Below are 22315 nucleotides of genomic sequence, written 5' to 3'. Positions count from 1 at the left end.
AAAATGGAACCAAGAAAATATATAAAAATCGGCGTTGCTGGTCCAGTAGGTTCAGGAAAAACGGCCTTACTAGAGCGTTTAAGTCGCAGAATGTTAAATGATTACAATATTGGCGTGATTACGAATGACATTTATACCAAAGAAGATGCTGAATTCATGATCAAAAATAGTCTTTTACCGAAAGAAAAAATTATCGGAGTCGAAACAGGTGGTTGTCCGCATACTGCTATTCGTGAAGATGCCAGCATGAACCTAGAAGCTGTAGATGAATTGGTAACACGCTTTCCTGATATCGAATTAATCCTTATTGAAAGCGGAGGCGATAATCTTTCTGCCACCTTCAGTCCAGATCTTGCTGATGTAACCATTTTTGTCATTGATGTTGCCGAAGGTGAAAAAATTCCACGTAAAGGAGGTCCAGGCATTACTCGCTCAGATTTACTTTTAATTAATAAAATTGATTTGGCACCTTATGTATGCGCCAGTTTAGAAGTGATGGAAAATGATGCAAGGCGTATGCGTAATGGTGCACCATTTTTGTTTTCAAACCTTCTTGCGATGGAAGGACTGGATGAAATAATTGGTTGGATCAAGAAGTACGCCCTTTTAGAAGATGTTGAAGAACCAAACTTAATCCGATAACCCAATGGTATGTTCACTCAAAATCGCAGTGGAAGAAAGAAATGGAAGATCCTTTTTGAGGGATTCTTATGTGACTCAACCCTTTCGGATAGTGCCTGTAGGTCAAAACAGATCAGATTATTTTTCATATTTAATGATCATGAGTTCGTCTCCAGGTATATTAAATGGTGACATGTATGATATACAAATAGAAGTTAAAGAAAATGCACGCCTTCAATTACAATCCCAATCCTATCAACGTCTCTATAATATGGATGGTAGTGCATCTCAACTGATGGAAATCCAATTAGCAAAAAACAGTTCATTTTCTTATGTACCTCATCCGATAGTTCCTCACGAAAATTCAAACTTTAAGAGTATTAATAAAGTTCGTATGGAGTACGGCTGTGATTTATTGATGAGTGAAATCATCACCTGTGGACGAAAACATTATGGGGAATCATTTCAATACAGTCATTTTCAAAATATAATTGAAGTCTATCATGACAATCGTTTGCTTTTGAAAGACAATGTATTGTTAAAGCCGGCCTTAATGCCTTTGGAGTCACTCGGAATGCTAGAAGGCTTCACTCATCAAGGTACTTTAATTTTTATAAATACAAAAAAAGAAAAGGTATTAGAGCTTATCGAACATTTTCATGATGAAATGGAAAAGCTTGAAGATGTAACTTTTGGAATTAGTGATATACAGCATTATGGCTTCGTTATTCGAATTCTTGGCAATGGAGCCGAGCAATTATTTGATTTTTTTAAGCAAGTACAGCACCATCTCTGGAAACGTAGTTTTAGAAACAATTAATTAAATAACATGACATCAACACTATTGACCCTATCCATTACAGCGATTACGATTAGCTTTTTCCATACAGCGTCTGGGCCAGATCACTATTTGCCCTTCATAGTGCTTTCACGTTCTCGAAAATGGAGCATGCCTAAAACTATCTCACTTACCGTTATATGTGGCTTTGGCCATATTTTAAGTTCGGTTCTTTTGGGGCTCTTTGGTGTATTTTTAGGTTGGCAATTAAATCGAATTACGTGGTTTCAAGATATCCGAGCAAATGTATCGAGTTGGGCATTACTCGGCTTTGGATTATTGTATTTACTATATGGTTTAAGGCAAGCTTATCTAAACAAACCGCATAAGCATTTTGATGTCATGGGCGAAGATGTATATGTATTTGAGCATCAGCATGGAGAACCTGTGATGCAGAATAAGCGGGTAAAAGTTACACCACTGGTGTTGTTCGCTATTTTCGTAATGGGTCCTAGTGAGCCACTAGTACCATTGTTATTTTATTCAGGAGTAAATAGATCCATCAGTGAGGTGGTCGTCTTGATTGGTGTATTTACCATCAGTACGATTTTAACGATGGTCGGTATGGTTTTTCTTGGAATCTATGGTTACTCTTTCTTCAAAGCGGATAAACTAGAACGTTTTGTACATGCAATAGGCGGTGTAGTTGTAACAATTTGCGGTATAGGAATGGTGTTTTTAGGATGGTAATCCAAAAAGATTTATAAATTAAATATAAAAATAAAATGTATACATCGATAAAATTAGGAGTGCAAAGTATATTACGAGGTTTTGGTCAAGTGATGCTCCAAAGAAATGCGTGGACAGGATTATTGTTTTTATTGGCAATTTGTTATGATTCATTTTTGATGGCTGGTATTGCACTGATTAGCAACATCATAGGAACGCTTACAGCAAAGTTGTTAAAATTCAGAGAATTAAACATTGAAAATGGAATATATGGATTCAATGCGACACTGACGGGCATCGCCTTAGCATTCTATTTCCAACTGAATTCAATTGTATTATTAACCATTTTTATCGGTTGCATTTTGTCAACCTTATTAATGGAACTCTCCATTCGATACAAAATTCCAGTTTTTACATTCCCTTTCATATTAATAGTTGGTATTGCGCTGATGGTATTAAATATATTTGAAATTGCAGAAAAATCGATACCTGAAAATGTTGTAGACATCATAAAGTTTGAGGAGCTCACAGACTTTTTTGTTCAGGGGCATGCCTTTGGACAAGTTCTTTTTCAGGGAAGTGAAGTTGCTGGTCTTATTTTTCTTTTAGGCGTATATATAAATTCTCCAATTGCTGCATTATATGCTTTTGTGGCGACTACGATCAGTGTAGCCATTTCACATTTTGGAAAAGGACCGCTAGACATGATCAATAGTGGAATGTATTCTTTTAATGCTGTATTATGTGGAATCGCTTTCAGTGGACCCAAACCAAGGGACGGGGTTTTCGTATTCATATCAGTAGTAGTGGCAACCCTATTTGATATGTTAATGGTTCATTATGGATGGACCACACTAACCTTCCCTTTTGTGGTGGCCATGTGGGTTGTACTACCTATTCGGGGATTACTCACATACATAGAATCAAAAATTATAAAACTAAATCAAATTATTCTAAGCAAAAAACAAAAATGAAATATAAACTGCAAGTATTCGGATTAGGCACCTTACTATTTCGCAATTCAGCCATGCACAAGACTTGATCTATAACCTTTTAGATTTTGATTTTGTTGAAGAATTCAACATTTATTTAGGAAATTAAAGAGCCTCCTATCGGAATCGAACCAATGACCTACTGATTACAAGTCAGTTGCTCTACCAGCTGAGCTAAGGAGGCTTTTAATTGTTTGAGGCCGCAAATCTATAACTTTATTATTTCCCCGCAAATTATTTTTTAGAAGTTTTTCTGGATAATTATGGCTTTGGCTTTTAATTTTCTAGCTATTAATGAATTGGCTTCAGAAACTTTTTATATATAATATATCTACGATAATGACGTCCGACACTGGCACTTCATTCCAGACGGCTCCCGTTTCTGCTGATCGCTGCTCAGAAAGCAAGGTGATAGAACTTATTATCGGCTGCCATTCTTGGGAAGTATTCAGGAAGGCTGGCCATCTTAATTTCCGTAAAGCCGTTTTTTTCATAAAAGCGACATGCGGCTTTTAATATATCCACTGTTCCAAGATAAATATCTGTAATGTCGTTGTCGCGGCAAAATTGGATGAATTTATCAAGCAATAATTGAGCAATACCGAATTCATTCCCTCTAAATTCCTTTTTAACGAACATTTTTCGCAATGCACAAGCTTTATGACCCGTATTGATCAATGCAATAGTGCCTACCAATTCATCATTGTATTTTGCACCCCAGAAATTGCCACCGCCTTGTTGATAAAATGACTCAATATTTAGCAGATCGGGTTGATCTTCTAAAGTTACAGGGACATTAAATTCAATTTGTTGAATAGGTAAAATCAGGTTTATGATTTGCTCACTGTATTTGTTGTTAATTTGATAGATTTTGATGGTGCTGCTCATAGTTAATGATTGATGTGTATATCCCTGTTTAATTGCATTGTTTGCTTTTGTGGAAATAAATTAAATAAAGTCTGATTTATTAAGTAAAAATAGGCTTACTAAAATCATAATTATGTAAAAAATGAAATTTAGAGTCTACTTATTTTAAAACTAGCTGATTAAATTTAATAATAGGGTAAAAAAACTGACATTATATTTCAAAAACGCGTGCAAAATATAATTTTGTGTTGTACTTTTGCGGAAAATTTCAAATAAATGACTCGAAAAAATAGTAATCCGGAAAAAACTGTGGATGTTGTGCTGATTGGGGCAGGTATAATGAGTGCTACTTTAGGTATGTTACTCAAGGAACTTCAGTCGGATATCACTATCGAAATTTTTGAAAGATTAGATGTTGCAGCCGCTGAAAGTTCAGACGCCTGGAACAATGCAGGCACTGGTCATTCGGCCTTTTGTGAATTGAATTATACCCCGCAATCGGCTGATGGATCTGTTGATACTAAAAAAGCTGTTTCTATCGCAGAATCATTTGAGGTTTCCAAGCAGTTTTGGTCTTTTCTTGTGAAAAGCAAATTGGTAGATAAACCTGAAACATTTATTAAAAGTATCCCACATGTGAGTTTTGTATGGGGTGAAAAAAACGTTGATTTTTTACAGAAACGTTTTGAAAAATTACAGGAAAGTGATTTGTTTAAAGGTATGGTCTATTCTGAAGATGCGAAGCAACTTGCGGAATGGATGCCTTTGGTGATGAAGGATCGTAGCCCTTCTGATAAAGTTGCTGCAACAAAAATGGAGCTGGGAACGGATGTTAATTTTGGCGCGCTGACCAGAATGATGTTCAATAAATTACAAGCGAAACCAGATGTAAAACTTCATTTTCATCACGATGTGAAAAAACTTAAGCAGAAAAATGGCTTATGGGAAGTAAAGGTTAAGGATGAGGCTACGGGACAAAAAAGAGTAGTAAAAGCAAAATTTGTGTTTATAGGTGCTGGTGGTGGTTCTTTGCCGTTGCTTGAAAAAGCCGGTATCCCGGAAGGTAATGGTTTTGGTGGTTTCCCGGTAAGTGGTCAATGGCTTAAATGTGTAAACCCTGAAATTATTGAACAGCACCATGCAAAAGTATATGGGAAAGCTTCGGTAGGTGCACCTCCGATGTCTGTACCGCATTTAGACACCAGGATGATTGATGGAAAAAAGGCATTGCTTTTTGGACCATATGCAGGTTTCTCAACCCGTTTCTTAAAAAATGGTTCATTACTAGACCTTCCTTTATCTATTAAAGCGAATAATATCCGTCCAATGATATCAGCTGGATTAGATAATTTACCATTAACCAAATACCTGATCAATCAGGTTCGTCAGTCACCTGAGGATCGTATGATTGCATTAAGAGAGTATTTCCCGGCTGCAAAAATGGAAGACTGGGAATTGGAAACTGCAGGTCAACGTGTACAGGTAATTAAAAAAGATGAGAAGCACGGTGGTATCCTTGAATTTGGTACCGAAGTGGTAACTGCCGCTGATGGCTCCATTGCTGCACTTCTAGGTGCTTCTCCAGGTGCTTCAACAGCGGTTTCCATTATGATCTCCTTATTGGAACGTTGCTTCCCTGACCAAATCAATACACCTGGGTGGCAGCAAAAGCTTAAACAGATGGTCCCTTCTTACGGCGAATCATTAAATGGTAATTCGCAACTAACAGACAACATCAGAGCACAAACAACGCATGCGCTTGGATTGAGTTATGGATTAAATTAGTTAAACTCAAATGATAAAGAAAGGCTATCCCATAACAGGGTAGCCTTTTTTGTTGTATATTTAAGAGAAATGCTAACTCTTTAATAAAGTGCATATGCCCCGTTGGTCTAAAATAACGCTTAAAGTCTTCGCAATCTTTGTAGCACTGGTCTTCCTTATTTACGTTGGTCTGGCGACTTATGTAAATGCTAATCAAAAAAAGTTGCTAACTACAGTTACGGAGCAACTTAACAAAAACCTTAATGGTACCCTGACTATTGGGGGTATGAATTCTTCTTTTCTTAAAGGTTTTCCAGGTGTATCATTAAGCCTTAAAAATGTAATTCTTAAAGATAGTCTCTGGGATAGGCACAAGCACAACCTGTTGGAGGCAAAAGATTTTGATGTTTCAGTAAATGTGTTAGGGCTTTTAAGAGGTGATATTGATATTGAAAAAATAGGTATTAACAACTCTACTATTTACTTATTTACAGATAGCAATGGTTATAGCAATACAGCTGTCTTTAAAAATAAGAAACAACAAGATAAACCGGCAGAAAAAGGATCGGTTCCTGCTAAAATCAGACACATCATATTAAATAACGTAGATTTTGTAGTTGACAATAAAAGAGGACATAAACTTTTTCATTTTGTAATAGATGAGTTGAAAGGGAAAATGGACTATCCTTTATCTGGTGGCTGGAAAGCTGATGTTAGATTGAAAACGCTTGCAAAAAGTTTAACTTTTAATACAAGTCGTGGAAGTTTTATAAAAGACAAGTTGCTGGAAGGACCATTTAAGATTAGTTATGATGCTGATACTGATACACATATTGTTGATGTGGCGCCTAATAAGTTGAATATTGGTAATGATCTGTTTATCATTGGTGGCAGATTTGATACTTCAAAAGAAAATACGGATTTCACGATAAATATTGAGGCTCCAAATATTCTTTGGAAAAGCGCTGCGGGACTTCTTGCTCCAAATATAACGATGAAGCTCAATATGTTTAATCTGGATAAGCCTATTCACGCCAAGTGTACCTTGAAAGGAAATATGGGGGCAGGGGGCGACCCGCTGATCGATGTAGCCGTCCTAGTCAGGGATAATGTATTGACTACTCCAGGTGGAGTTGTTGATGACTGTAATTTTAATGGAACATTTACCAATAACTATGTAAATGGAAAAGGTTTAGGTGATGAAAATTCTATCATTAAACTTTACCAGTTTAAAGGCAGCTATAAAGAGATACCATTTTTAATGGATACTGTATTTATCAATAATCTTGAAAAGCCCATTGCCAGAGGTAAGTTTACATCACAGTTTGAAATTGCAAAATTAAACAATATAGTAGGGCAGGAGACTTTAAAATTTGGGAAGGGAACTGCAAACGTAAACCTGACTTATACTGCTGATATTGTGAATTTTCAACTGGCAAAGCCATTGGTTTCAGGATCAATAGCTATCAAAAATGCAGATGTTAATTATGTGCCCAGGAAGCTTAGTTTTAACAATACGGCTATTCTGCTGAATTTTGCGAATAATGACCTTTTTATAAAGAACATTCGTCTGCAGAGTGGCAAAAGTGTTGTTTTAATGGATGGTGTGGTACGTAATTTTCTAAATCTATATTATACTGCACCGGAAAAGATTTTACTAACCTGGAAGATCCGCAGTCCACAAATACATTTGGCTGAATTTTTAGGTTTTCTGGGGAGTAGAAGTCAGGCTGCGAAAGCAAGAAGTAAACAAGCGAAACAAACTACCATTTCGGAGGATTTAAATACGGTATTCGAGAAAAGTAATGTGAATATGCACTTAAACGTAGATAAAGTTTATTACAACAAGTTTTTGGCGACAAATGCCATTGCAGATCTTCAGCTTTCTGAATCCGGTATAGCCATTAAAAATGTAAGCTTAAAACATGCCGGTGGTTCACTTAAACTCAATGGGAATGTTAGCCAGAAAGGAGGCTTAAACAGATTTACCGTGAATACTATTTTAAGCAATGTAGACATTCAACATTTCTTTTATTCCTTTGATAATTTTGGTATGAAAACACTTACTTCAAAAAACTTAAAGGGTTATTTGTTTTCTAAAACCAATATTTCGGGGGGCATTACAGATCAGGGAAAGTTGGTAACAAGTTCTATGATGGGGAGTCTCCTGTTTGACCTTAAAAAGGGAGCACTGCTTAACTTTGATCCCATCATTAATGTCGGGAAATTTGCTTTTCCTTTTAGAGATCTGAATAATATTACATTTGATAACCTGAATGGCAAATTTGATATACGCGGACAAAAGATCACCATTAACCCTATGGAAATCAATTCCAGTTTGTTAAATATGGATGTTGCCGGAGTTTACTCCTTGTCTACAGGCACAAATATAGCGTTAGATGTACCGCTTCGAAATCCTAAAAAAGATGCAGATATTACCGATGCGGCTGAAAAAAAAGCAAGGCGAATGAAGGGTATAGTTTTACATTTGTTAGCTACGGATGGTGAGGATGGGAAGATTAAAATTAAACTGAACAGAAACCGGAAAGCGAGCAAGTAAAGACTTATATTTGAGTATGTTAATGTATAACCCCAAATAAAGTAATCTTATGAAACGTAATGCAACTGCCGTTTGGAATGGCACAATCAAAGAAGGCTCCGGTCATATTACTACTGCCAGCAAAGTACTTGATCAGACACAATATTCTTTCAATAGCAGGTTTGCCGATGGCATTGGTACCAATCCTGAAGAGCTTATGGCAGCAGCACATGCAGGCTGTTTTACAATGAAGTTAAGTCTTGATTTAACTGAAGCCGGTTTTACACCGGGTACTTTGGAAACCACAAGTACAGTTACCCTTGATAATGGTGTAATTAAAAGTTCCAGCCTTGTGCTTAAAGCAAGTATACCAGGTATCACGGATGCTCAGTTTCAGGAAATTGCAGCGGGTGCAAAAGCTACTTGTCCGGTAAGTAAAGCTTATAATGTTGACATTACACTGGAAGCTTCTTTAGTTTAGTCAATATTTTCTATAAAATCGATCAATTATCCTCCTGTTTATTTCATAGATAGGAGGATTTTTGTCTATTTTCGGGTTTTCATTACAGATTTATAACCCGAACCACAATGAACAAGCCAATACTTGTTTTGAAATTAGGCACCGCCTCCATAACCACTACAAAAGGAGAGCTTGATGAATTGGTAATTGCAGATGTTGCGCGTCAGGTAGCAGATGTTGCTAAAGATTACCGGCTGATACTTGTTTCGTCTGGCGCAGTGGGTGCCGGCAAAAAATACATCAAAAACTATAAAGGAAAGATCTCTGAGCGTAAAGCCGCAGCTTCAATCGGTAACCCTTTATTATTGAATATTTACGCTAAGCATTTTTTACCATACGGCATATCCATAGCCCAAAGTCTTTGCGAGCGCCAGCACTTCTCTAACAGAAAGCAATTTTTGCAGTTAAAGGAAACCTATGAAGAGTTATGGAAGAATGATGTGATCCCTATTGCCAATGAAAATGATGTAGTGAGCAGCCTGGAGTTAAAGTTCTCGGATAATGATGAGCTTGCTACTTTATTAGGTGTCGGTTTTGGTGCTTCAGTAATTTTATTAGGGACTTCAGTTCCTGGAGTACTGGACAGAGAAGGTAAGGTGATTGATAGAATCGAAAGCATAAACAACGATATATTTTCGCTTGCAGACAAAAACAAATCAGATTTAGGTTTAGGGGGAATGATCTCTAAATTGACCTTTGCACATCTGGCCTCGGCTATGGGGATTAAGGTGGTCATATTCGGAGTCCGTACACCCGATGGCATAAATAAGGCTGTTAAGGAAGAAACAGGTACGGTTTGTATTCCTAAGGATTGCAGCATTTCGGCCCGAAATAAATGGCTGGCTAGCGGTAGCTTAGTTACCGGTCGCATCATGGTTGATGATGGTGCCTGCGAAGCCATCAGAAATCGTAAAAGTTTACTTGCGGTAGGTGTACTTTCTGTTATAGAGAAATTTAGTGACGGAGAGATCTTTGAAATCACGGATGCTAAGGATAATATCATTGCAGTTGCCCGTGCTAAAACTTCATCCGAAGCCATAGTTAAAGACTCAAAACAACATAATCTGGAAATCGCAAATGCGAGCGATATTGTAATATTGTAAATGATGGAATCAATTCAACAACAGTTAATTAATGCGAAAAAAGCTCAGCAATCTATTTCTTCGCTGAGTGATAAAGGAAAACAAGACCTAATCAATGATTTAGCTAAGCTGATCAAAGCACAGTCTGCGGAAATCATTGCTGAAAATCTAAAAGATTTGGAGAAAATGCCTGTATCAGACCCCAAATGGGATCGCCTGTTGTTGAATGAAGCCCGGATATTAGCGCTTGCATCAAGCCTTAATGATGTGGCAAGCCTTGATGACCCTACTAATAGGGTGCTTTCAGAAAATACATTGACAAATGGACTTTTTATCCAAAAGAAAACCGTTCCAATTGGTGTTGTAGGGGTAATATACGAGTCGCGACCAAACGTAACTATCGATGTTGCTGCTTTATGTATCAGATCTGGAAATGTATGTTTATTGCGAGGTGGACAAGATGCTTATCATACCAATTTATTTATCGTTTCTTTAATTCAGCGAGTTTTAACTGAGCATGGACTGGATAAGCATGTGGTACAACAACTTCCAGCGGATAGGAAGTATATTTTGGATATTTTACAAGCCGAAAAATATATTGACGTGATTATTCCACGCGGGTCAAATCAGTTGATAGAATTTGTACGTAAAAACGCATTGGTTCCTGTGATAGAAACAGGAGCAGGGGTTTGCCATACTTATATAGAAAAGACTGCAAAGCTTGCTGAAGCTGCTGATATTGTAGTAAATGCTAAAGTATCCAGACCGTCGGTATGCAATGCTTTAGACACCATTGTGGTAGATAGTGCTGTTGCTGAGCCATTTTTAAATCTGATAGCACCTTTGTTATCGGAGTATAATGTAGAAATGTTTGCAGATGAACGTTCTTTTCCAATTCTGAAGCAGCTGAACTATCCTAAGATTAATAAAGCTGCACCGGAAGATTTTGGAAGGGAGTTCCTTGACTTTAAATGTTCTGTGAAGGTAGTGGATCATATAGATGAAGCTCTGGCACATATTGCTAATTTCTCATCAAAACATTCTGAAGCCATTGTAACGGAAGACCATGCTAAAGCTGAGCGTTTCCTAAATGAAGTTGATGCGGCGGTGGTTTATTTAAATGCCTCAACAAGGTTTACTGATGGACAAGTATTTGGTCTTGGAGCCGAAATTGGTATCTCTACTCAAAAGCTCCACGCTCGTGGTCCTTTTGCACTCGAAAAACTGGTTACCGAGAAATGGGTAGTCAGGGGTGCAGGTCAGGTTCGCTAATCCGCTTATTTACAGTTGTATGTGTGTGCTGTAATTCCCCTTTTTGGGGAAATAATGCATCGGGGAAATTTGGTGTTGCAACACTAAAATACCTTGATTTAATTGCATTCAGCTTAGTTTCTTTGGCTTGAATTTTGAAAATGCTTGTATAGTATTCCACCACATATAAATTACAAGTACTTGAGATCAGACAGCCTACTTAGAATGCTTGAAGTAATAGATGATTATGCTATTCTCTTTTTAGACAGGCATGGAAATGTTGAGAATTGGAATAAAGAAGCGGAGAAGATTAAAGGATATGCAGCCGAGGAAATTATCGGGCAAAACTTTAGTGTATTCTATAATGAGGAGAGTAGGAGGAACAAATTACCTGAATTACTTATTGAAGAAGCCAGGCTACGCGGTAGGGCTCAACATGAAGGTTGGCGATTAAGAAAAGGTGGTGAGCTGTTTTGGGCCTTTGTTACGATTTCTGCAATTTATGGCGATAAAAATGAGGTAGTAGGCTATTCTAAGTTTATCAGAGATCTTACTGCTAAACGCCATCTGGAAAAAACTACGGAAGAATATGCCCGTGAGCTGGAAATCAAAAATAAGGAGCTGGAGCAATTTGTATATATCGCCTCTCATGATTTACAGGAACCCTTACTTACTGTTAAAAACTTCGTTGAGTTGTTTAAGGACGAGTATAAAGACGTTTTTGATGACAATGCAAGGTTATATCTGCAGTTTATAGATCGTTCTACAGAAAGAATGAGAAATCTGATCAAGGGCTTACTTGATTATGCAAGATTAGGTGGACAACAAGTTAAAACACTTGTGGATTGTAATACGCTAATGGATAGTTTGCAGAATGATTTGTTTAGTAGTATAACGGCTGCGGGAGCTAAAATCACCTATGAAGGTCTTCCTATTGTTTATGGTTTTGAAACAGCATTAAGACAACTTTTTCAAAATCTTTTAAGTAACTCCTTGAAATTCAAAAAGCCGAATGTGTTGCCCCAAATTGACATCTCAGTAGTTGCTCATGATAATTTCTGGCATTTTGAATTTAAAGATAATGGGATCGGTATTGAAGAACGCTATAAGGAGAAGGTGTTTGTTATGTTTCAGCGTTTACATAACGTGGCCGATTACGAAGGCTATGGCATTGGACTGTCTCATTGCAAGAAGATCGTTGAATTGCATGGGGGTAGAATTTTTGTTGAGTCTATTTTAAATGAAGGAAGTACCTTCAGCTTCACGCTAAGGGTATAAGATTAAAGAAAGACATAGAAATTGATAAGGATAAAAGAAAAGTATATTAATGAAAAGATATAAAGATCTTGACTGTGTATTGTTAGTTGATGATGATATTTCTACAAATTTCATCCATCGGAGGATCGTGGAAAATGCTAAGATAGATGTAGATGTGAAGGAGATTTCCTCTGCAAAAGAAGCATTGGATTATTTAACTTATTCGGGTAAATATGAAAATATGGAACATGCGCCAAAGGCCGGCATCATATTTTTAGACATCAATATGCCCGGTATGAATGGTTGGGACTTTATTGCCGAATATAAAAAATTAGACGAAAAACATAAAGCCAGAATTGTGGTCGTTATGCTTACCACTTCGCTTAATCCTGATGATGAGCAACACGCTGCAAGTGTTGAAGAGATTGCTACATATTTACATAAGCCTCTAAACATAGAGGCTTTCGCTAAGATTGCGGATAAATATTTTGAAGTAGCGGATGAGGAATGATCCTGAGGTAATTAAACCTCAAGATCACTCATTACAGCTTTAATTTTTTCGCCAAGTCTGGTATCTGTTTCTTTAAAGCTTGCTTTATCTTTTAATGCTGCATTTACACTGCAATAGAACTTAATCTTAGGTTCAGTTCCGGAAGGTCTTGCTGAAACAATACTTCCGTCTTCAGTTATAAACTGTAATACATCAGATTTAGGTAGTTCCAACTCAGTTTTTACATTGGACTTTAAATCTGTCTGCACACCAAGCTCATAATCTTTCAGCGTTTCAATTTTCGAACCACCTAAAGTTGCAGGAGGATTATTTCTAAACTTCTCCATCATAGCTTTAATATCCTCAGCACCGGTCTTACCTTTTTTAGTGATAGATACCAGCTCTTCTTTATATAGACCGTATTCTATATACATATTCAATAATGCATCATATAGACTGCTGCCTTTATCTTTATAGAAGGCGGTCATTTCGGCAATAAAAGCACAGGAAACTACTGCGTCTTTATCTCTCACTAAATCACCAATCAGGTAGCCATAACTTTCCTCGCCACCGCCTATAAAGGTTTTCTTACCTTCTAATTGGGTCATAATCTGGCCAATCCATTTAAAGCCGGTTAAGGTATTGTAGTAAGTAACGTTTTTAGCTTCTGCAATGGCTTCTATTAAATTAGAAGTTACAATGGTTTTTACAATGTATTCGTTTCCAGTAAGTTTTCCTTTTTCCTGCCATGCAGTTAACAAATAATTGATAAGTAGACTGCCGGTTTGATTTCCATTTAACAACACAAATTCCCCATCCTTATTTTTAACGGCTATACCTACACGGTCTGCATCCGGATCGGTAGCCAGTACCAGGTCTGCATCAATATCCTGCGCTTTCTTCAAAGCCAGTGTTAATGCTTCCTTTTCCTCGGGATTAGGGTAAACCACTGTAGGGAAATTTCCGTCTGGTTTACTTTGCTCTTCAACAATCGTTAAATTGGTAAAGCCAAATTGTGCCAATGCTTTAGGAACAAGGGTAATTCCTGTTCCGTGGATAGGAGAGTAAACTATTTTAAGATCCTTTTGGCGGGAAATTGCTTCTGGTGAAACAGATAATGCGGTTATTTTATCCAGATAAAGCTGGTCAATTTCTTCACCAATCAGTTCAATATTGCTATCTATACGGTCAAACTTAACAGTGTCAATGCTTTTGATTTTTGCTACTTCATCCATTACCATGCTGTCGTCTGGTGAAGTAAACTGTCCACCATCAGCGCCATAAGCTTTATAGCCATTGTATTCTTTAGGATTGTGAGAAGCGGTAAGCATTACGCCACTTTTGCAACCTAAATGACGGATAGCAAAGGACAATTCAGGAGTAGGTCTTAAGGCCGAAAAGAAATAAACATGGATGCCATTTGCCGAGAATACATCAGCAGTAATCTTAGCAAAATAGTCAGAGTTGTTGCGGCTGTCGTGCGCTATCGCTACTTTAATTTTTTCTCCAGGGTATTTATTGTTCAGGTAATTAGACAAACCCTGAGTTGCAGTCCCTATTGTGTACTTGTTGATCCTGTTAGAACCCGGACCCATTATCCCTCTCAATCCTCCGGTTCCAAACTCAAGACTTCTGTAAAAAGAGTCTGTAAGTTCAGTGTAAGCTTCCTTATCTAAAAGGTCCTGTATCTCTCCTTTGGTATTTTTATCGTAATTACCGTTAAGCCATTCGTTTATTGTGCCTAAAGTAGCTTGTTCTAACTGCATATATTGTCCTTCCAAATTTTATTTTGTCTATTTTGCCTTTATTATGTGCGTTTTATTTAAATTCACGCCCAATTACAAGTATATGACCATTTTGGTTAAAATTAAAATACTTGAGGCAAATAAATATAGCTATTTATGCAGCTTTTAACCTATAAAAATTAAATAAACCGAAAATGAGACAATTAGGCCTGGCCCTGGGGTTTCAAAATTATTAACAACAACAAAGAATTATGAAAGTATTAAAGTTTGGAGGCACTTCTGTAGGAAGCCCTGAGCGCATGAAAAAATTGTTGGATATTATTAATCCAGCAGAAGAACAAATTGTCGTATTGTCGGCCGTGTCCGGTACTACCAATAGTTTAGTAGAGATTTCAGCCAAACTTTTAAAGGAAGATAAACAGGTTGCGTTAAGCTTAATTAACGCATTACACCAAAAATATAATGAGTTTGTAATTGAGCTTTTAACCGAAGGTGAATTTCGTGAGCATGGACAGGAAGTTGTAGATTATCATTTCAACTTTTTAAGCACTTTGGCTAATGACATCTTTACCCCGGTTGAAGAGAAGGTGGTATTGGCGCAAGGTGAATTGTTGTCCACTACCTTATATCATATTTATTTAAAATCAATTGGAGTACCATCTGTATTGCTTCCTGCATTAGATTTTATGAAAATTGATGAGGATAACGAACCTGATGTACCTTATGCGACTAAACATTTGCAACCGATATTGGACCAGCATAAAGGTAATAAGCTGTTTATTACTCAGGGATTTATCTGCAGAAATAGCTTTGGCGAGGTAGACAACCTGCGTCGCGGGGGTAGCGATTATACTGCATCGTTAATTGGTGCGGCAATTTTAGCTGAAGAAGTTCAGATCTGGACAGATATTGATGGGATGCATAATAATGATCCAAGGATTGTAAAAGGGACCAAACCAATTGCACAACTTTCGTTTGATGAGGCTGCTGAGTTAGCGTATTTCGGCGCTAAAATTCTGCACCCGCAATCAGTTTTCCCAGCACAGAAGTATAAAATTCCGGTTAGGTTACTCAATACCATGGAGCCACAGGCTGCCGGAACATTAATTTCTGCAGAAAGTGAAAAAGGAAAAATCAAATCTATAGCTGCAAAAGATGGAATTACTGCTATTAAAATTCAATCGAGCCGCATGTTATTGGCTTATGGCTTTTTAAGAAAGGTATTTGAAATTTTTGAAAGATATAAAACACCAATAGATATGATTACTACTTCTGAAGTAGCAGTATCATTAACGATTGACTTTACAGATAATCTGGAGAAGATTGTTGAAGAACTGCATGACTTTGGTTCTGTGGAAATTGATACGGATCAATCTATTGTTTGCGTTGTTGGTGATTTCAGTGCGGAGAAGCATGGCTTTGCATCTCGTGTATTGGATTCTATCAAACACATTCCACTAAGAATGATTTCTTATGGCGGAAGTAATTATAACATTTCGTTATTGATCAATACTGCTGATAAAACTGAGGCTTTAAAAAGTTTACATAACAGGTTGTTTGAATAAAAAGAGGCAGGGGGCTATCTTTTTTTTATCCATACCAGGATACCAATAAATATAAAGATGAGTATGATGAAGAATCTGATTCTTCTGTCATACTCTTTTTTGCTGATCTTATGATTTCTAAGATCTATATTGTTGCCGATGTAAATTAAGCCAAGTACAACTACAAAAAATATAACAAGATATTTAAACATTATGTTTTCTAATAAAGATATATCACGCTTCGCAAACATAGAAACACCTTTCTATTATTACGATTTGGGACTGTTACAGGATACTTTAAGCACCTGCGCAGACGCCGCGAAGTTATACAATTTTCATGTGCACTATGCGATGAAGGCAAATTTCAACCCAATTGTTTTGCAAAAGATTAAGGCTGTTGGTTTTGGTGCCGATTGTGTTAGTGGTGGAGAAGTAAATAAGGCTATCGAAGTTGGCTTTAGTAAAGACCAGGTTGTTTTCGCAGGTGTTGGTAAGTCGGACAAGGAAATTAACCATGCTTTAGACCAGGATATATTCTGTTTCAATGTAGAATCTGTTCAGGAGCTGGAAGTGATTAATGAGCTGGCCGCAAAAAAAGGTAAAGTTGCGAGGGTAGCCATCCGTATCAATCCGAATGTTGATGCGCACACCCACCATAACATTACCACAGGTTTAGATGAGAATAAGTTTGGTGTAAATTCATGGGATTTGCCACAATGCGCCGAAACCTTAAGAGCTTCTGCAAATATTGAGTTTGTGGGTATACATTTTCATATTGGCTCTCAGATCACGAATCTGGATGTCTATAAAAACCTTTGTGTGCGTGTAAACGAGTTTGCCCTATGGTTCGAAGAAAGAGGGTTTACCGTAAAGGTGTTAAATGTAGGCGGTGGCTTAGGTATTGACTACCACAATCCAGATCATCAGATTCCAGATTTTAATAGCTACTTCAAGATATTTTCGGAATTTCTGGATATAAAACCTACACAGGAAGTTCATTTTGAACTGGGAAGGGCTGTAGTTGGTCAATGTGCATCCTTGATTAGCAGAGTTCTATATGTAAAGAATGGTAAGCAAAAGAACTTTGTGATATTGGATGCGGGTATGACTGAATTGATGCGTCCTGCTCTATATCAAGCGTACCATAAAATTGAAAACTTAACCCGTGGCAATAAAACTGCTTTAAAGTATGATATTGTAGGGCCGATTTGCGAAAGCACGGACTGTTTTGGAAAAGAGGTAGAGCAACCGGAAACTTTTAGGGGTGATTTGTATGCCATTAGAAGTGCTGGTGCTTATGGAGAAGTAATGGCTTCAAAATATAACCTGCGCGATGAAATCAGATCAGTTTATAGCGAAGAGGCTTAAATAAAAAAGGGGCATTTCAATTAAGAAATGCCCCTTTTTTATTACTTTATTCATCAAAGAAATCAAGTAAGCCCCCCAGGTAATACTCATCTAAACCTTCGGTAAAGTCTTCAAAGTCCTCATCTGGTATATTGGTTTGTACAAACTCCAGGGACGTTCCTTTCTTATCTTCATGCAATTTAATGGTTACTATTGAAGGTTCACTATCTTCTCCAAAATACCACTGTTGCACGATTTTCTTTCCATATTCAAATTCGATATTCTTACCCACAATATCGCCATCCCAAAAAGAGAATTCGGTCCCCGGTTCCTCAGTAAATTCAACCTCAGCGCCGGTCCACAATTTAATGCTTTGTGCTTTGGTCATCGCGAGATATACTTCTTCCGGAGAAGCAGGGATCTGATAATATTTTTTAAAATTCTTCATTAATCTATTTAAACGCATTTAATCCGGTTATGTCCATTCCGGTTATTAGTAAGTGTATATCGTGTGTACCCTCGTAGGTTACTACTGATTCTAAGTTCATCATATGGCGCATAATTGAGTACTCGCCGGTTATGCCCATGCCGCCCAGCATTTGTCTGGCGTTTCTGGCTACATCCAATGCAATTTCAACGCTGTTTCTTTTTGCCATTGATATTTGTTCCGAAGAAGCTCTGTTTTCACCCTTAAGCACGCCAAGTCGCCATACCAAAAGCTGACCTTTTGTAATTTCAGTGATCATCTCTGCCAGCTTTTTTTGCTGTAACTGAAAACCACCAATAGGTTTCCCGAATTGAATGCGTTCTTTTGAATATCGTAAAGCAGTATCGTAGCAATCCATTGCTGCACCTAAAGCACCCCATGCTATACCGTAGCGTGCCTGGTTTAAGCAACCTAGCGGACCTTTTAATCCGGTAATGTTGGGGAAGATGTTCTCTTTCGGAACCTTCACATTGTCAAACACCAGTTCGCCGGTAGCCGAAGCTCTTAAGCTCCATTTACCATGTGTTTCGGGGGTTGTAAAACCTTCCATGCCGCGTTCTACGATCATTCCTCTTATCTTACCCGACTCATCCTTTGCCCATACCACAGCGATATCAGCAAAAGGAGCATTAGAGATCCACATTTTTGCACCATTCAGCAAGTAATGATCACCCTTATCTTTAATATTGGTCACCATTCCACCTGGGTTCGAACCATGGTCGGGTTCAGTTAAACCAAAACAGCCCATCAGTTCGCCTGTCGCGAGTTTTGGTAGGTATTTACGACGTTGCTCTTCCGTGCCATAAGTAAATATAGGGTACATAACCAATGATCCTTGCACGGAAGCTGTTGATCTGATGCCAGAGTCTCCACGTTCAATTTCCTGCATCAATATGCCATAAGCTATATAATCTAAACCAGCACCACCATATTCGACCGGAATAGTAGGACCAAAGGCACCGATTTCTCCCAATCCATTAATAATATGCTTAGGAAACTCAGCTTTTTGTGCATAATCTTCAATAATCGGACTTACTTCTTTTTTTACCCAATCTCTGGCAGTAGAACGGATTAGCTTATGCTCTTCAGATAGTAGTTCGTCTATTAAGTAGTAATCAGGGGCTTCGTAAAGATCTTTTTTCGCAGATTTGTTCATTGTTTACGCTATATTTGGTTTATCAATCAGCCGTCCGTTCAAAGGTACTAATTTCAAAGTATGGGCGGTTAATACCTTATAAAAAATTAATTTTGCCTAATGCCCCAAGATCGTAATTATATTCAGACAGTTGCACTTAAAGATGTTAAATGTTTTGCTTTACATGGCTATTATCCGGAAGAGCAGTTGACTGGTATTTATTTTATGGTTGATGCTGTAGTGGAATTTACTCGTTTTGGTGATACTGAAAATTTACAGCACACCGTAAATTATGAAGTATTAAATACCATTATATTAGCGGAAATGGCTAAAACTCAGAAAATGCTGGAAACGGTAATCAAAAATGTAATAGATCGTATCCTTGATGCTTATCCATTTGTCTTAACCGCTACTGTGGGCATCAGAAAGTTAAATCCGCCCATGCCCGGCGAAGTAGGGCACTCATTTGTACAGTTGAGTTATAAAGCTTCTTAAAACTGTAATTGCTCAAAAGTAATCATCCTTTCTCTTTCTTCTTGTGGTATAGGGAAAGAGCGTTTAGTTGCATAATCAAAAGCCACGCAAGTGGTTTTTCCGCGGTTACATATTTCTTCCTTGTCTTGTATCAGCTTTACCAATATATATTCTAAGTCGAAGCTGCTATTTCCAATTTTAGATGTTCGCACGTACATGCTGATCTTATCTTCTATAAAAACAGGTAAAATATAGTCCAGTGAAGCTTGGGCTATTACTACCCCGGTTTTTTTCCAGTCCCACTGTATCGCCTGGTTCCAGTACTTTGCTCTGGCTATTTCCAGGTAAGTAAAATATACTGCATTGTTTACATGGCCCAACATATCAAAATCTGCAAAACGAGTTTCTATTGCGGTTTTATACTTAAAACTGTCTAAAGGATTGATTGTTTCTGTCTTTTTGTCTTGCTTTTTGTTTTTATTGCGCCAAAATGTCTTAAATATCATAATAAATAGGGTTGGTATAAGAGTTGAATAAGGAATTACATATATAACTGAAAATTTAAAAATCTTAAAATAGGAGAAATAATTATGACACTAGTAAAATTTAACAACAGAACCAGGAATACCGCACCTTATTTTAACAATGTATTCGACTCATTGTTTAGTGAAGCATTAAATAAGAATTTAACTATTAATAAAGTTCCGGGGGTGAACATTTTAGAGACTGAGGCAGATTACAAGATTGAATTGGCTGCACCGGGCTTAACAAAAGAAGATTTTCAAATCAACCTTAAAAAAGATACATTATCAGTTTGGGCTGAGAAAAAAGTCAGCGAAACTGAAGAAAAGAAAGACTACACAAGAAAAGAGTTTGACTACTTTTCTTTCGCAAGATCGTTTGTCTTGCCAGAAAGTGTAGATGGAGATAAAATAACAGCTGAATATACCAATGGTATCTTAAACATTACCATAGGTAAGAAAGATGAGTCTAAGTCAGCTACTAAAGAAATAAAAGTTTCATAATTGGTTTGGAAGTGAATAGGAGCAAGGATTAAGGAGCAAGGATTAAGGATAAAAGAGCAAAGAACAAGGATCGCATGAAGGGCTAAACACCCAGTCTTTGATCCTTGCTCCTTAATCCTTGCTCTTACTCCTTAACCTCTTTAAGATCGTTTTTATTTAACCAGCCTTTAGTAACCTGACCGTCTTTATTGGTATGCGTTACGTAAATAAAGCCATTATCTTCTTCAATTACGTTAAATTTCGCGTTGTTCCATAAACCCAATACGCCATTTTTAGGCGAATTGCCATTTGCTGCTTCATAGAAATAAACAACTCCCTTTGGAAGCTGATATTTTTTACCTTCGCTAACGATTATCGGTCCTGTTTCCTTAGCTTTCGCCTCAGCCGCCTTTGCTGAAGCGGCCATTTGGGCTTCATATTCCTTTTTTAGACTATCAATCTCAGCCTTTTGCGCGGCGGTATCAATTTGCACAGGCTGCATTTGGGTAGTTGTATCTACATGATATTCCGGTACAACACTACTGGTGTCAACTTTTGCAGTGGCTGCCGTATCCAAAACAGCTTGATGATTGCCACCATCGTTTTTCATAAATAGCCCATAGGCAGAAAGCATACCCAATATAATGATGGATAAAATCATGATGGCAAACACCGGTTTAGATAAGCTTATGTCATCAGAAGAAGTGGGTGTTTCCGGCTTAACCTCCTTTTGGTAAAAGGAATTAGGGGAAGCAACCAACTTTGCAGCTTCCACCAATTCACCACCACGATGTATAATGGCATCTTGTAATGCAGCGCCATTGGCGTACCGCTTTTCGGGATTCTTTTCCAGGCATTTATGAATGACTTGCAATAGCCATTGTGGTACATGCATTTCCTTTTTTTTCTTTTCCAGATCCCAGCTTTCCGGTAAACGGTTTCTCCGCAAAGCCATCAAATCGGGAACTGCGGCCTCTATATGCGAAACCATCACCTGATTGCGTGAGCTCTCATTCTTGTTAATCAATGGAAAAGGAACCGTACCGGCAAGCAATTCATAAAGTATGATGCCATAGCTGTATATATCCGTCTGAAAAAACATTTCTCCATCATGCTGCTCCGGAGCCATAAACTCTACCGCGCCAGCATGTCGTAAACTGGTGCGGCGTTGTTCATCAGACATAATTGCCAAACCAAAATCAAGTAATACATAATTGCCCGTATCGGTATTGAACTTTACATTGTTGCTTTTTACGTCGCCATGCTTAATGCCCACACGGTGACAATGCGCAAGCGCATTGGCCAATTGTTCAGCCAGTTTAATTACCTCATGAATGGTAAAGATGGGGCTGTGTGGTGGCATTAAAAGTTTCTCCAGATCTGGACCTTCAATGTACTCCATTTCTATAAAAGGGAAGGAGCCGCTTTCAGTAAGTCCAGAGCCCAGTATTTTTACCACATTGGGGTTCGGTACCTCGTTTACCTTTTTTAGCTTCTCTACCTCATTTTTAAACTTGATGAAGTTCTTATCATCCTCACTCTCTGTATGTATAGGGGTAGGCATAATCTTCACAGCCGTGATGATGGTGCCAACTCGTTTACCCTTATAAACAGAACCCTGGCCGCCCGTGCTCAAAGCGCCAAGATTTTCTAATCCTTCTGTTATCGTAAAAACTTTACTCATTGTAT

General features: G+C 37.7%; 21 protein-coding genes and 1 tRNA gene. 15 read left to right on the top strand and 7 right to left on the bottom strand.

Going from position 1 to position 22315, the window contains the following annotated elements; genetic code table 11:
• Positions 1-3: 3 nt before the first annotated feature.
• The 4 genes from ureG to P0Y49_11300 are packed head-to-tail and all read left to right on the top strand — an operon-like array spanning position 4 to position 3102.
• Entirely contained in the window at positions 4-642 is a 639-nt protein-coding gene (gene ureG / locus P0Y49_11315; GenBank protein WEK21722.1) for an urease accessory protein UreG, read from the top strand.
• A gap of 28 nt (positions 643-670) precedes the next feature.
• Positions 671-1441, top strand: coding sequence for an urease accessory protein UreD (locus P0Y49_11310; protein ID WEK21721.1), 771 nt, complete (start codon positions 671-673; stop codon positions 1439-1441).
• 9 nt (positions 1442-1450) lie between these two features.
• Entirely contained in the window at positions 1451-2149 is a 699-nt protein-coding gene (locus P0Y49_11305; protein WEK21720.1) for a hypothetical protein, read from the top strand.
• A gap of 35 nt (positions 2150-2184) precedes the next feature.
• Positions 2185-3102, top strand: coding sequence for an urea transporter (locus tag P0Y49_11300; GenBank protein ID WEK21719.1), 918 nt, complete (start codon positions 2185-2187; stop codon positions 3100-3102).
• Positions 3103-3231: 129 nt separating this feature from the next.
• On the opposite strand, the gene P0Y49_11295 is transcribed toward P0Y49_11300, so the two are convergent.
• Both P0Y49_11295 and P0Y49_11290 read right to left on the bottom strand, forming a co-directional pair.
• Positions 3232-3304, bottom strand: a tRNA-Thr gene (locus tag P0Y49_11295).
• Positions 3305-3516: 212 nt separating this feature from the next.
• A complete protein-coding gene (locus tag P0Y49_11290; protein WEK21718.1) occupies positions 3517-4008 on the bottom strand; it encodes a GNAT family N-acetyltransferase in 492 nt (163 codons plus the stop codon).
• A 255-nt stretch (positions 4009-4263) separates the two neighbouring features.
• On the opposite strand from P0Y49_11290, the gene P0Y49_11285 reads away from it, so the two are divergent.
• The 7 genes from P0Y49_11285 (at position 4264) to P0Y49_11255 (ending at position 12911) form a co-directional block, all read left to right on the top strand.
• The gene (locus tag P0Y49_11285) at positions 4264-5772 is read left to right on the top strand and encodes a malate:quinone oxidoreductase (GenBank protein ID WEK21717.1); all 1509 of its coding nucleotides are present in this window, start codon (positions 4264-4266) and stop codon (positions 5770-5772) included.
• A 94-nt stretch (positions 5773-5866) separates the two neighbouring features.
• Positions 5867-8311 (top strand): AsmA-like C-terminal region-containing protein, encoded by a 2445-nt coding sequence (locus P0Y49_11280; protein WEK21716.1) that lies wholly within the window; start codon positions 5867-5869, stop codon positions 8309-8311.
• Between the two features lie 49 nt (positions 8312-8360).
• Positions 8361-8771 (top strand): OsmC family protein, encoded by a 411-nt coding sequence (locus P0Y49_11275; GenBank protein WEK21715.1) that lies wholly within the window; start codon positions 8361-8363, stop codon positions 8769-8771.
• A 107-nt stretch (positions 8772-8878) separates the two neighbouring features.
• Positions 8879-9913, top strand: coding sequence for a glutamate 5-kinase (gene proB, locus P0Y49_11270; GenBank protein WEK21714.1), 1035 nt, complete (start codon positions 8879-8881; stop codon positions 9911-9913).
• 3 nt (positions 9914-9916) lie between these two features.
• The gene (locus tag P0Y49_11265) at positions 9917-11164 is read left to right on the top strand and encodes a glutamate-5-semialdehyde dehydrogenase (protein ID WEK21791.1); all 1248 of its coding nucleotides are present in this window, start codon (positions 9917-9919) and stop codon (positions 11162-11164) included.
• Positions 11165-11368: 204 nt separating this feature from the next.
• Entirely contained in the window at positions 11369-12421 is a 1053-nt protein-coding gene (locus tag P0Y49_11260) for an ATP-binding protein (protein ID WEK21713.1), read from the top strand.
• A gap of 49 nt (positions 12422-12470) precedes the next feature.
• On the top strand, positions 12471-12911 hold the full coding sequence (locus P0Y49_11255; protein WEK21712.1) for a response regulator: 441 nt from the start codon (positions 12471-12473) through the stop codon (positions 12909-12911).
• Positions 12912-12922: 11 nt separating this feature from the next.
• Here P0Y49_11255 and P0Y49_11250 read toward each other — a convergent pair whose 3' ends face one another.
• Positions 12923-14656 (bottom strand): phospho-sugar mutase, encoded by a 1734-nt coding sequence (locus tag P0Y49_11250; GenBank protein ID WEK21711.1) that lies wholly within the window; start codon positions 14654-14656, stop codon positions 12923-12925.
• A 230-nt stretch (positions 14657-14886) separates the two neighbouring features.
• Here P0Y49_11250 and P0Y49_11245 point away from each other — a divergent pair, with 230 nt between their 5' ends.
• Positions 14887-16200 carry an aspartate kinase gene (locus P0Y49_11245; protein WEK21710.1) on the top strand — a complete coding sequence of 438 codons (1314 nt, stop codon included), beginning with the start codon at positions 14887-14889 and terminating at the stop codon, positions 16198-16200.
• A gap of 192 nt (positions 16201-16392) precedes the next feature.
• Positions 16393-17547 carry a diaminopimelate decarboxylase gene (gene lysA, locus P0Y49_11240; protein WEK21709.1) on the top strand — a complete coding sequence of 385 codons (1155 nt, stop codon included), beginning with the start codon at positions 16393-16395 and terminating at the stop codon, positions 17545-17547.
• Positions 17548-17593: 46 nt separating this feature from the next.
• On the opposite strand, the gene P0Y49_11235 is transcribed toward lysA, so the two are convergent.
• Both P0Y49_11235 and P0Y49_11230 read right to left on the bottom strand, forming a co-directional pair.
• Positions 17594-17974, bottom strand: a complete 381-nt coding sequence (locus P0Y49_11235; GenBank protein ID WEK21708.1) for an SRPBCC domain-containing protein — start codon at positions 17972-17974, stop codon at positions 17594-17596.
• Between the two features lie 4 nt (positions 17975-17978).
• A complete protein-coding gene (locus P0Y49_11230) occupies positions 17979-19169 on the bottom strand; it encodes an acyl-CoA dehydrogenase family protein (protein ID WEK21707.1) in 1191 nt (396 codons plus the stop codon).
• Positions 19170-19268: 99 nt separating this feature from the next.
• Here P0Y49_11230 and P0Y49_11225 point away from each other — a divergent pair, with 99 nt between their 5' ends.
• Positions 19269-19643: a dihydroneopterin aldolase gene (locus P0Y49_11225; protein ID WEK21706.1), complete on the top strand. Its 375-nt coding sequence runs from the start codon at positions 19269-19271 to the stop codon at positions 19641-19643.
• Here P0Y49_11225 and P0Y49_11220 read toward each other — a convergent pair.
• Complete coding sequence (locus tag P0Y49_11220; GenBank protein ID WEK21705.1) at positions 19640-20128, bottom strand: thioesterase family protein; 489 nt, start codon at positions 20126-20128, stop codon at positions 19640-19642. The genes P0Y49_11225 and P0Y49_11220 overlap by 4 nt on opposite strands.
• Before the next feature lie 84 nt (positions 20129-20212).
• Between P0Y49_11220 and P0Y49_11215 the strand changes: the two genes are divergently transcribed.
• A complete protein-coding gene (locus tag P0Y49_11215) occupies positions 20213-20647 on the top strand; it encodes an Hsp20/alpha crystallin family protein (GenBank protein WEK21704.1) in 435 nt (144 codons plus the stop codon).
• Between the two features lie 124 nt (positions 20648-20771).
• Here the strand turns inward: P0Y49_11215 and P0Y49_11210 are convergent, their stop codons facing one another.
• Positions 20772-22310 (bottom strand): serine/threonine-protein kinase, encoded by a 1539-nt coding sequence (locus P0Y49_11210; GenBank protein ID WEK21703.1) that lies wholly within the window; start codon positions 22308-22310, stop codon positions 20772-20774.
• Positions 22311-22315: the final 5 nt, after the last annotated feature.

Source organism: Candidatus Pedobacter colombiensis (assembly GCA_029202485.1).
GTDB lineage: Bacteria > Bacteroidota > Bacteroidia > Sphingobacteriales > Sphingobacteriaceae > Pedobacter > Pedobacter colombiensis.
The sequence above is the reverse complement of the archived record's forward strand: the minus strand, read 5'-3'. Positions and strand labels throughout refer to the sequence as shown.

Bases quoted from the DNA above. Each gene is read 5' to 3' on its own strand.
- ureG (WEK21722.1), top strand. From the start codon at position 4: ATGGAACCAAGAAAATATATAAAAATCGGCGTTGCTGGTCCAGTAGGT.
- P0Y49_11305 (WEK21720.1), top strand. From the start codon at position 1,451: ATGACATCAACACTATTGACCCTATCCATTACAGCGATTACGATTAGC.
- P0Y49_11300 (WEK21719.1), top strand. From the start codon at position 2,185: ATGTATACATCGATAAAATTAGGAGTGCAAAGTATATTACGAGGTTTT.
- P0Y49_11290 (WEK21718.1), bottom strand. From the start codon at position 4,008: ATGAGCAGCACCATCAAAATCTATCAAATTAACAACAAATACAGTGAG.
- P0Y49_11285 (WEK21717.1), top strand. From the start codon at position 4,264: ATGACTCGAAAAAATAGTAATCCGGAAAAAACTGTGGATGTTGTGCTG.
- P0Y49_11280 (WEK21716.1), top strand. From the start codon at position 5,867: ATGCCCCGTTGGTCTAAAATAACGCTTAAAGTCTTCGCAATCTTTGTA.
- P0Y49_11275 (WEK21715.1), top strand. From the start codon at position 8,361: ATGAAACGTAATGCAACTGCCGTTTGGAATGGCACAATCAAAGAAGGC.
- proB (WEK21714.1), top strand. From the start codon at position 8,879: ATGAACAAGCCAATACTTGTTTTGAAATTAGGCACCGCCTCCATAACC.
- P0Y49_11265 (WEK21791.1), top strand. From the start codon at position 9,917: ATGGAATCAATTCAACAACAGTTAATTAATGCGAAAAAAGCTCAGCAA.
- P0Y49_11260 (WEK21713.1), top strand. From the start codon at position 11,369: ATGCTTGAAGTAATAGATGATTATGCTATTCTCTTTTTAGACAGGCAT.
- P0Y49_11255 (WEK21712.1), top strand. From the start codon at position 12,471: ATGAAAAGATATAAAGATCTTGACTGTGTATTGTTAGTTGATGATGAT.
- P0Y49_11250 (WEK21711.1), bottom strand. From the start codon at position 14,656: ATGCAGTTAGAACAAGCTACTTTAGGCACAATAAACGAATGGCTTAAC.
- P0Y49_11245 (WEK21710.1), top strand. From the start codon at position 14,887: ATGAAAGTATTAAAGTTTGGAGGCACTTCTGTAGGAAGCCCTGAGCGC.
- lysA (WEK21709.1), top strand. From the start codon at position 16,393: ATGTTTTCTAATAAAGATATATCACGCTTCGCAAACATAGAAACACCT.
- P0Y49_11235 (WEK21708.1), bottom strand. From the start codon at position 17,974: ATGAAGAATTTTAAAAAATATTATCAGATCCCTGCTTCTCCGGAAGAA.
- P0Y49_11230 (WEK21707.1), bottom strand. From the start codon at position 19,169: ATGAACAAATCTGCGAAAAAAGATCTTTACGAAGCCCCTGATTACTAC.
- P0Y49_11225 (WEK21706.1), top strand. From the start codon at position 19,269: ATGCCCCAAGATCGTAATTATATTCAGACAGTTGCACTTAAAGATGTT.
- P0Y49_11220 (WEK21705.1), bottom strand. From the start codon at position 20,128: ATGATATTTAAGACATTTTGGCGCAATAAAAACAAAAAGCAAGACAAA.
- P0Y49_11215 (WEK21704.1), top strand. From the start codon at position 20,213: ATGACACTAGTAAAATTTAACAACAGAACCAGGAATACCGCACCTTAT.
- P0Y49_11210 (WEK21703.1), bottom strand. From the start codon at position 22,310: ATGAGTAAAGTTTTTACGATAACAGAAGGATTAGAAAATCTTGGCGCT.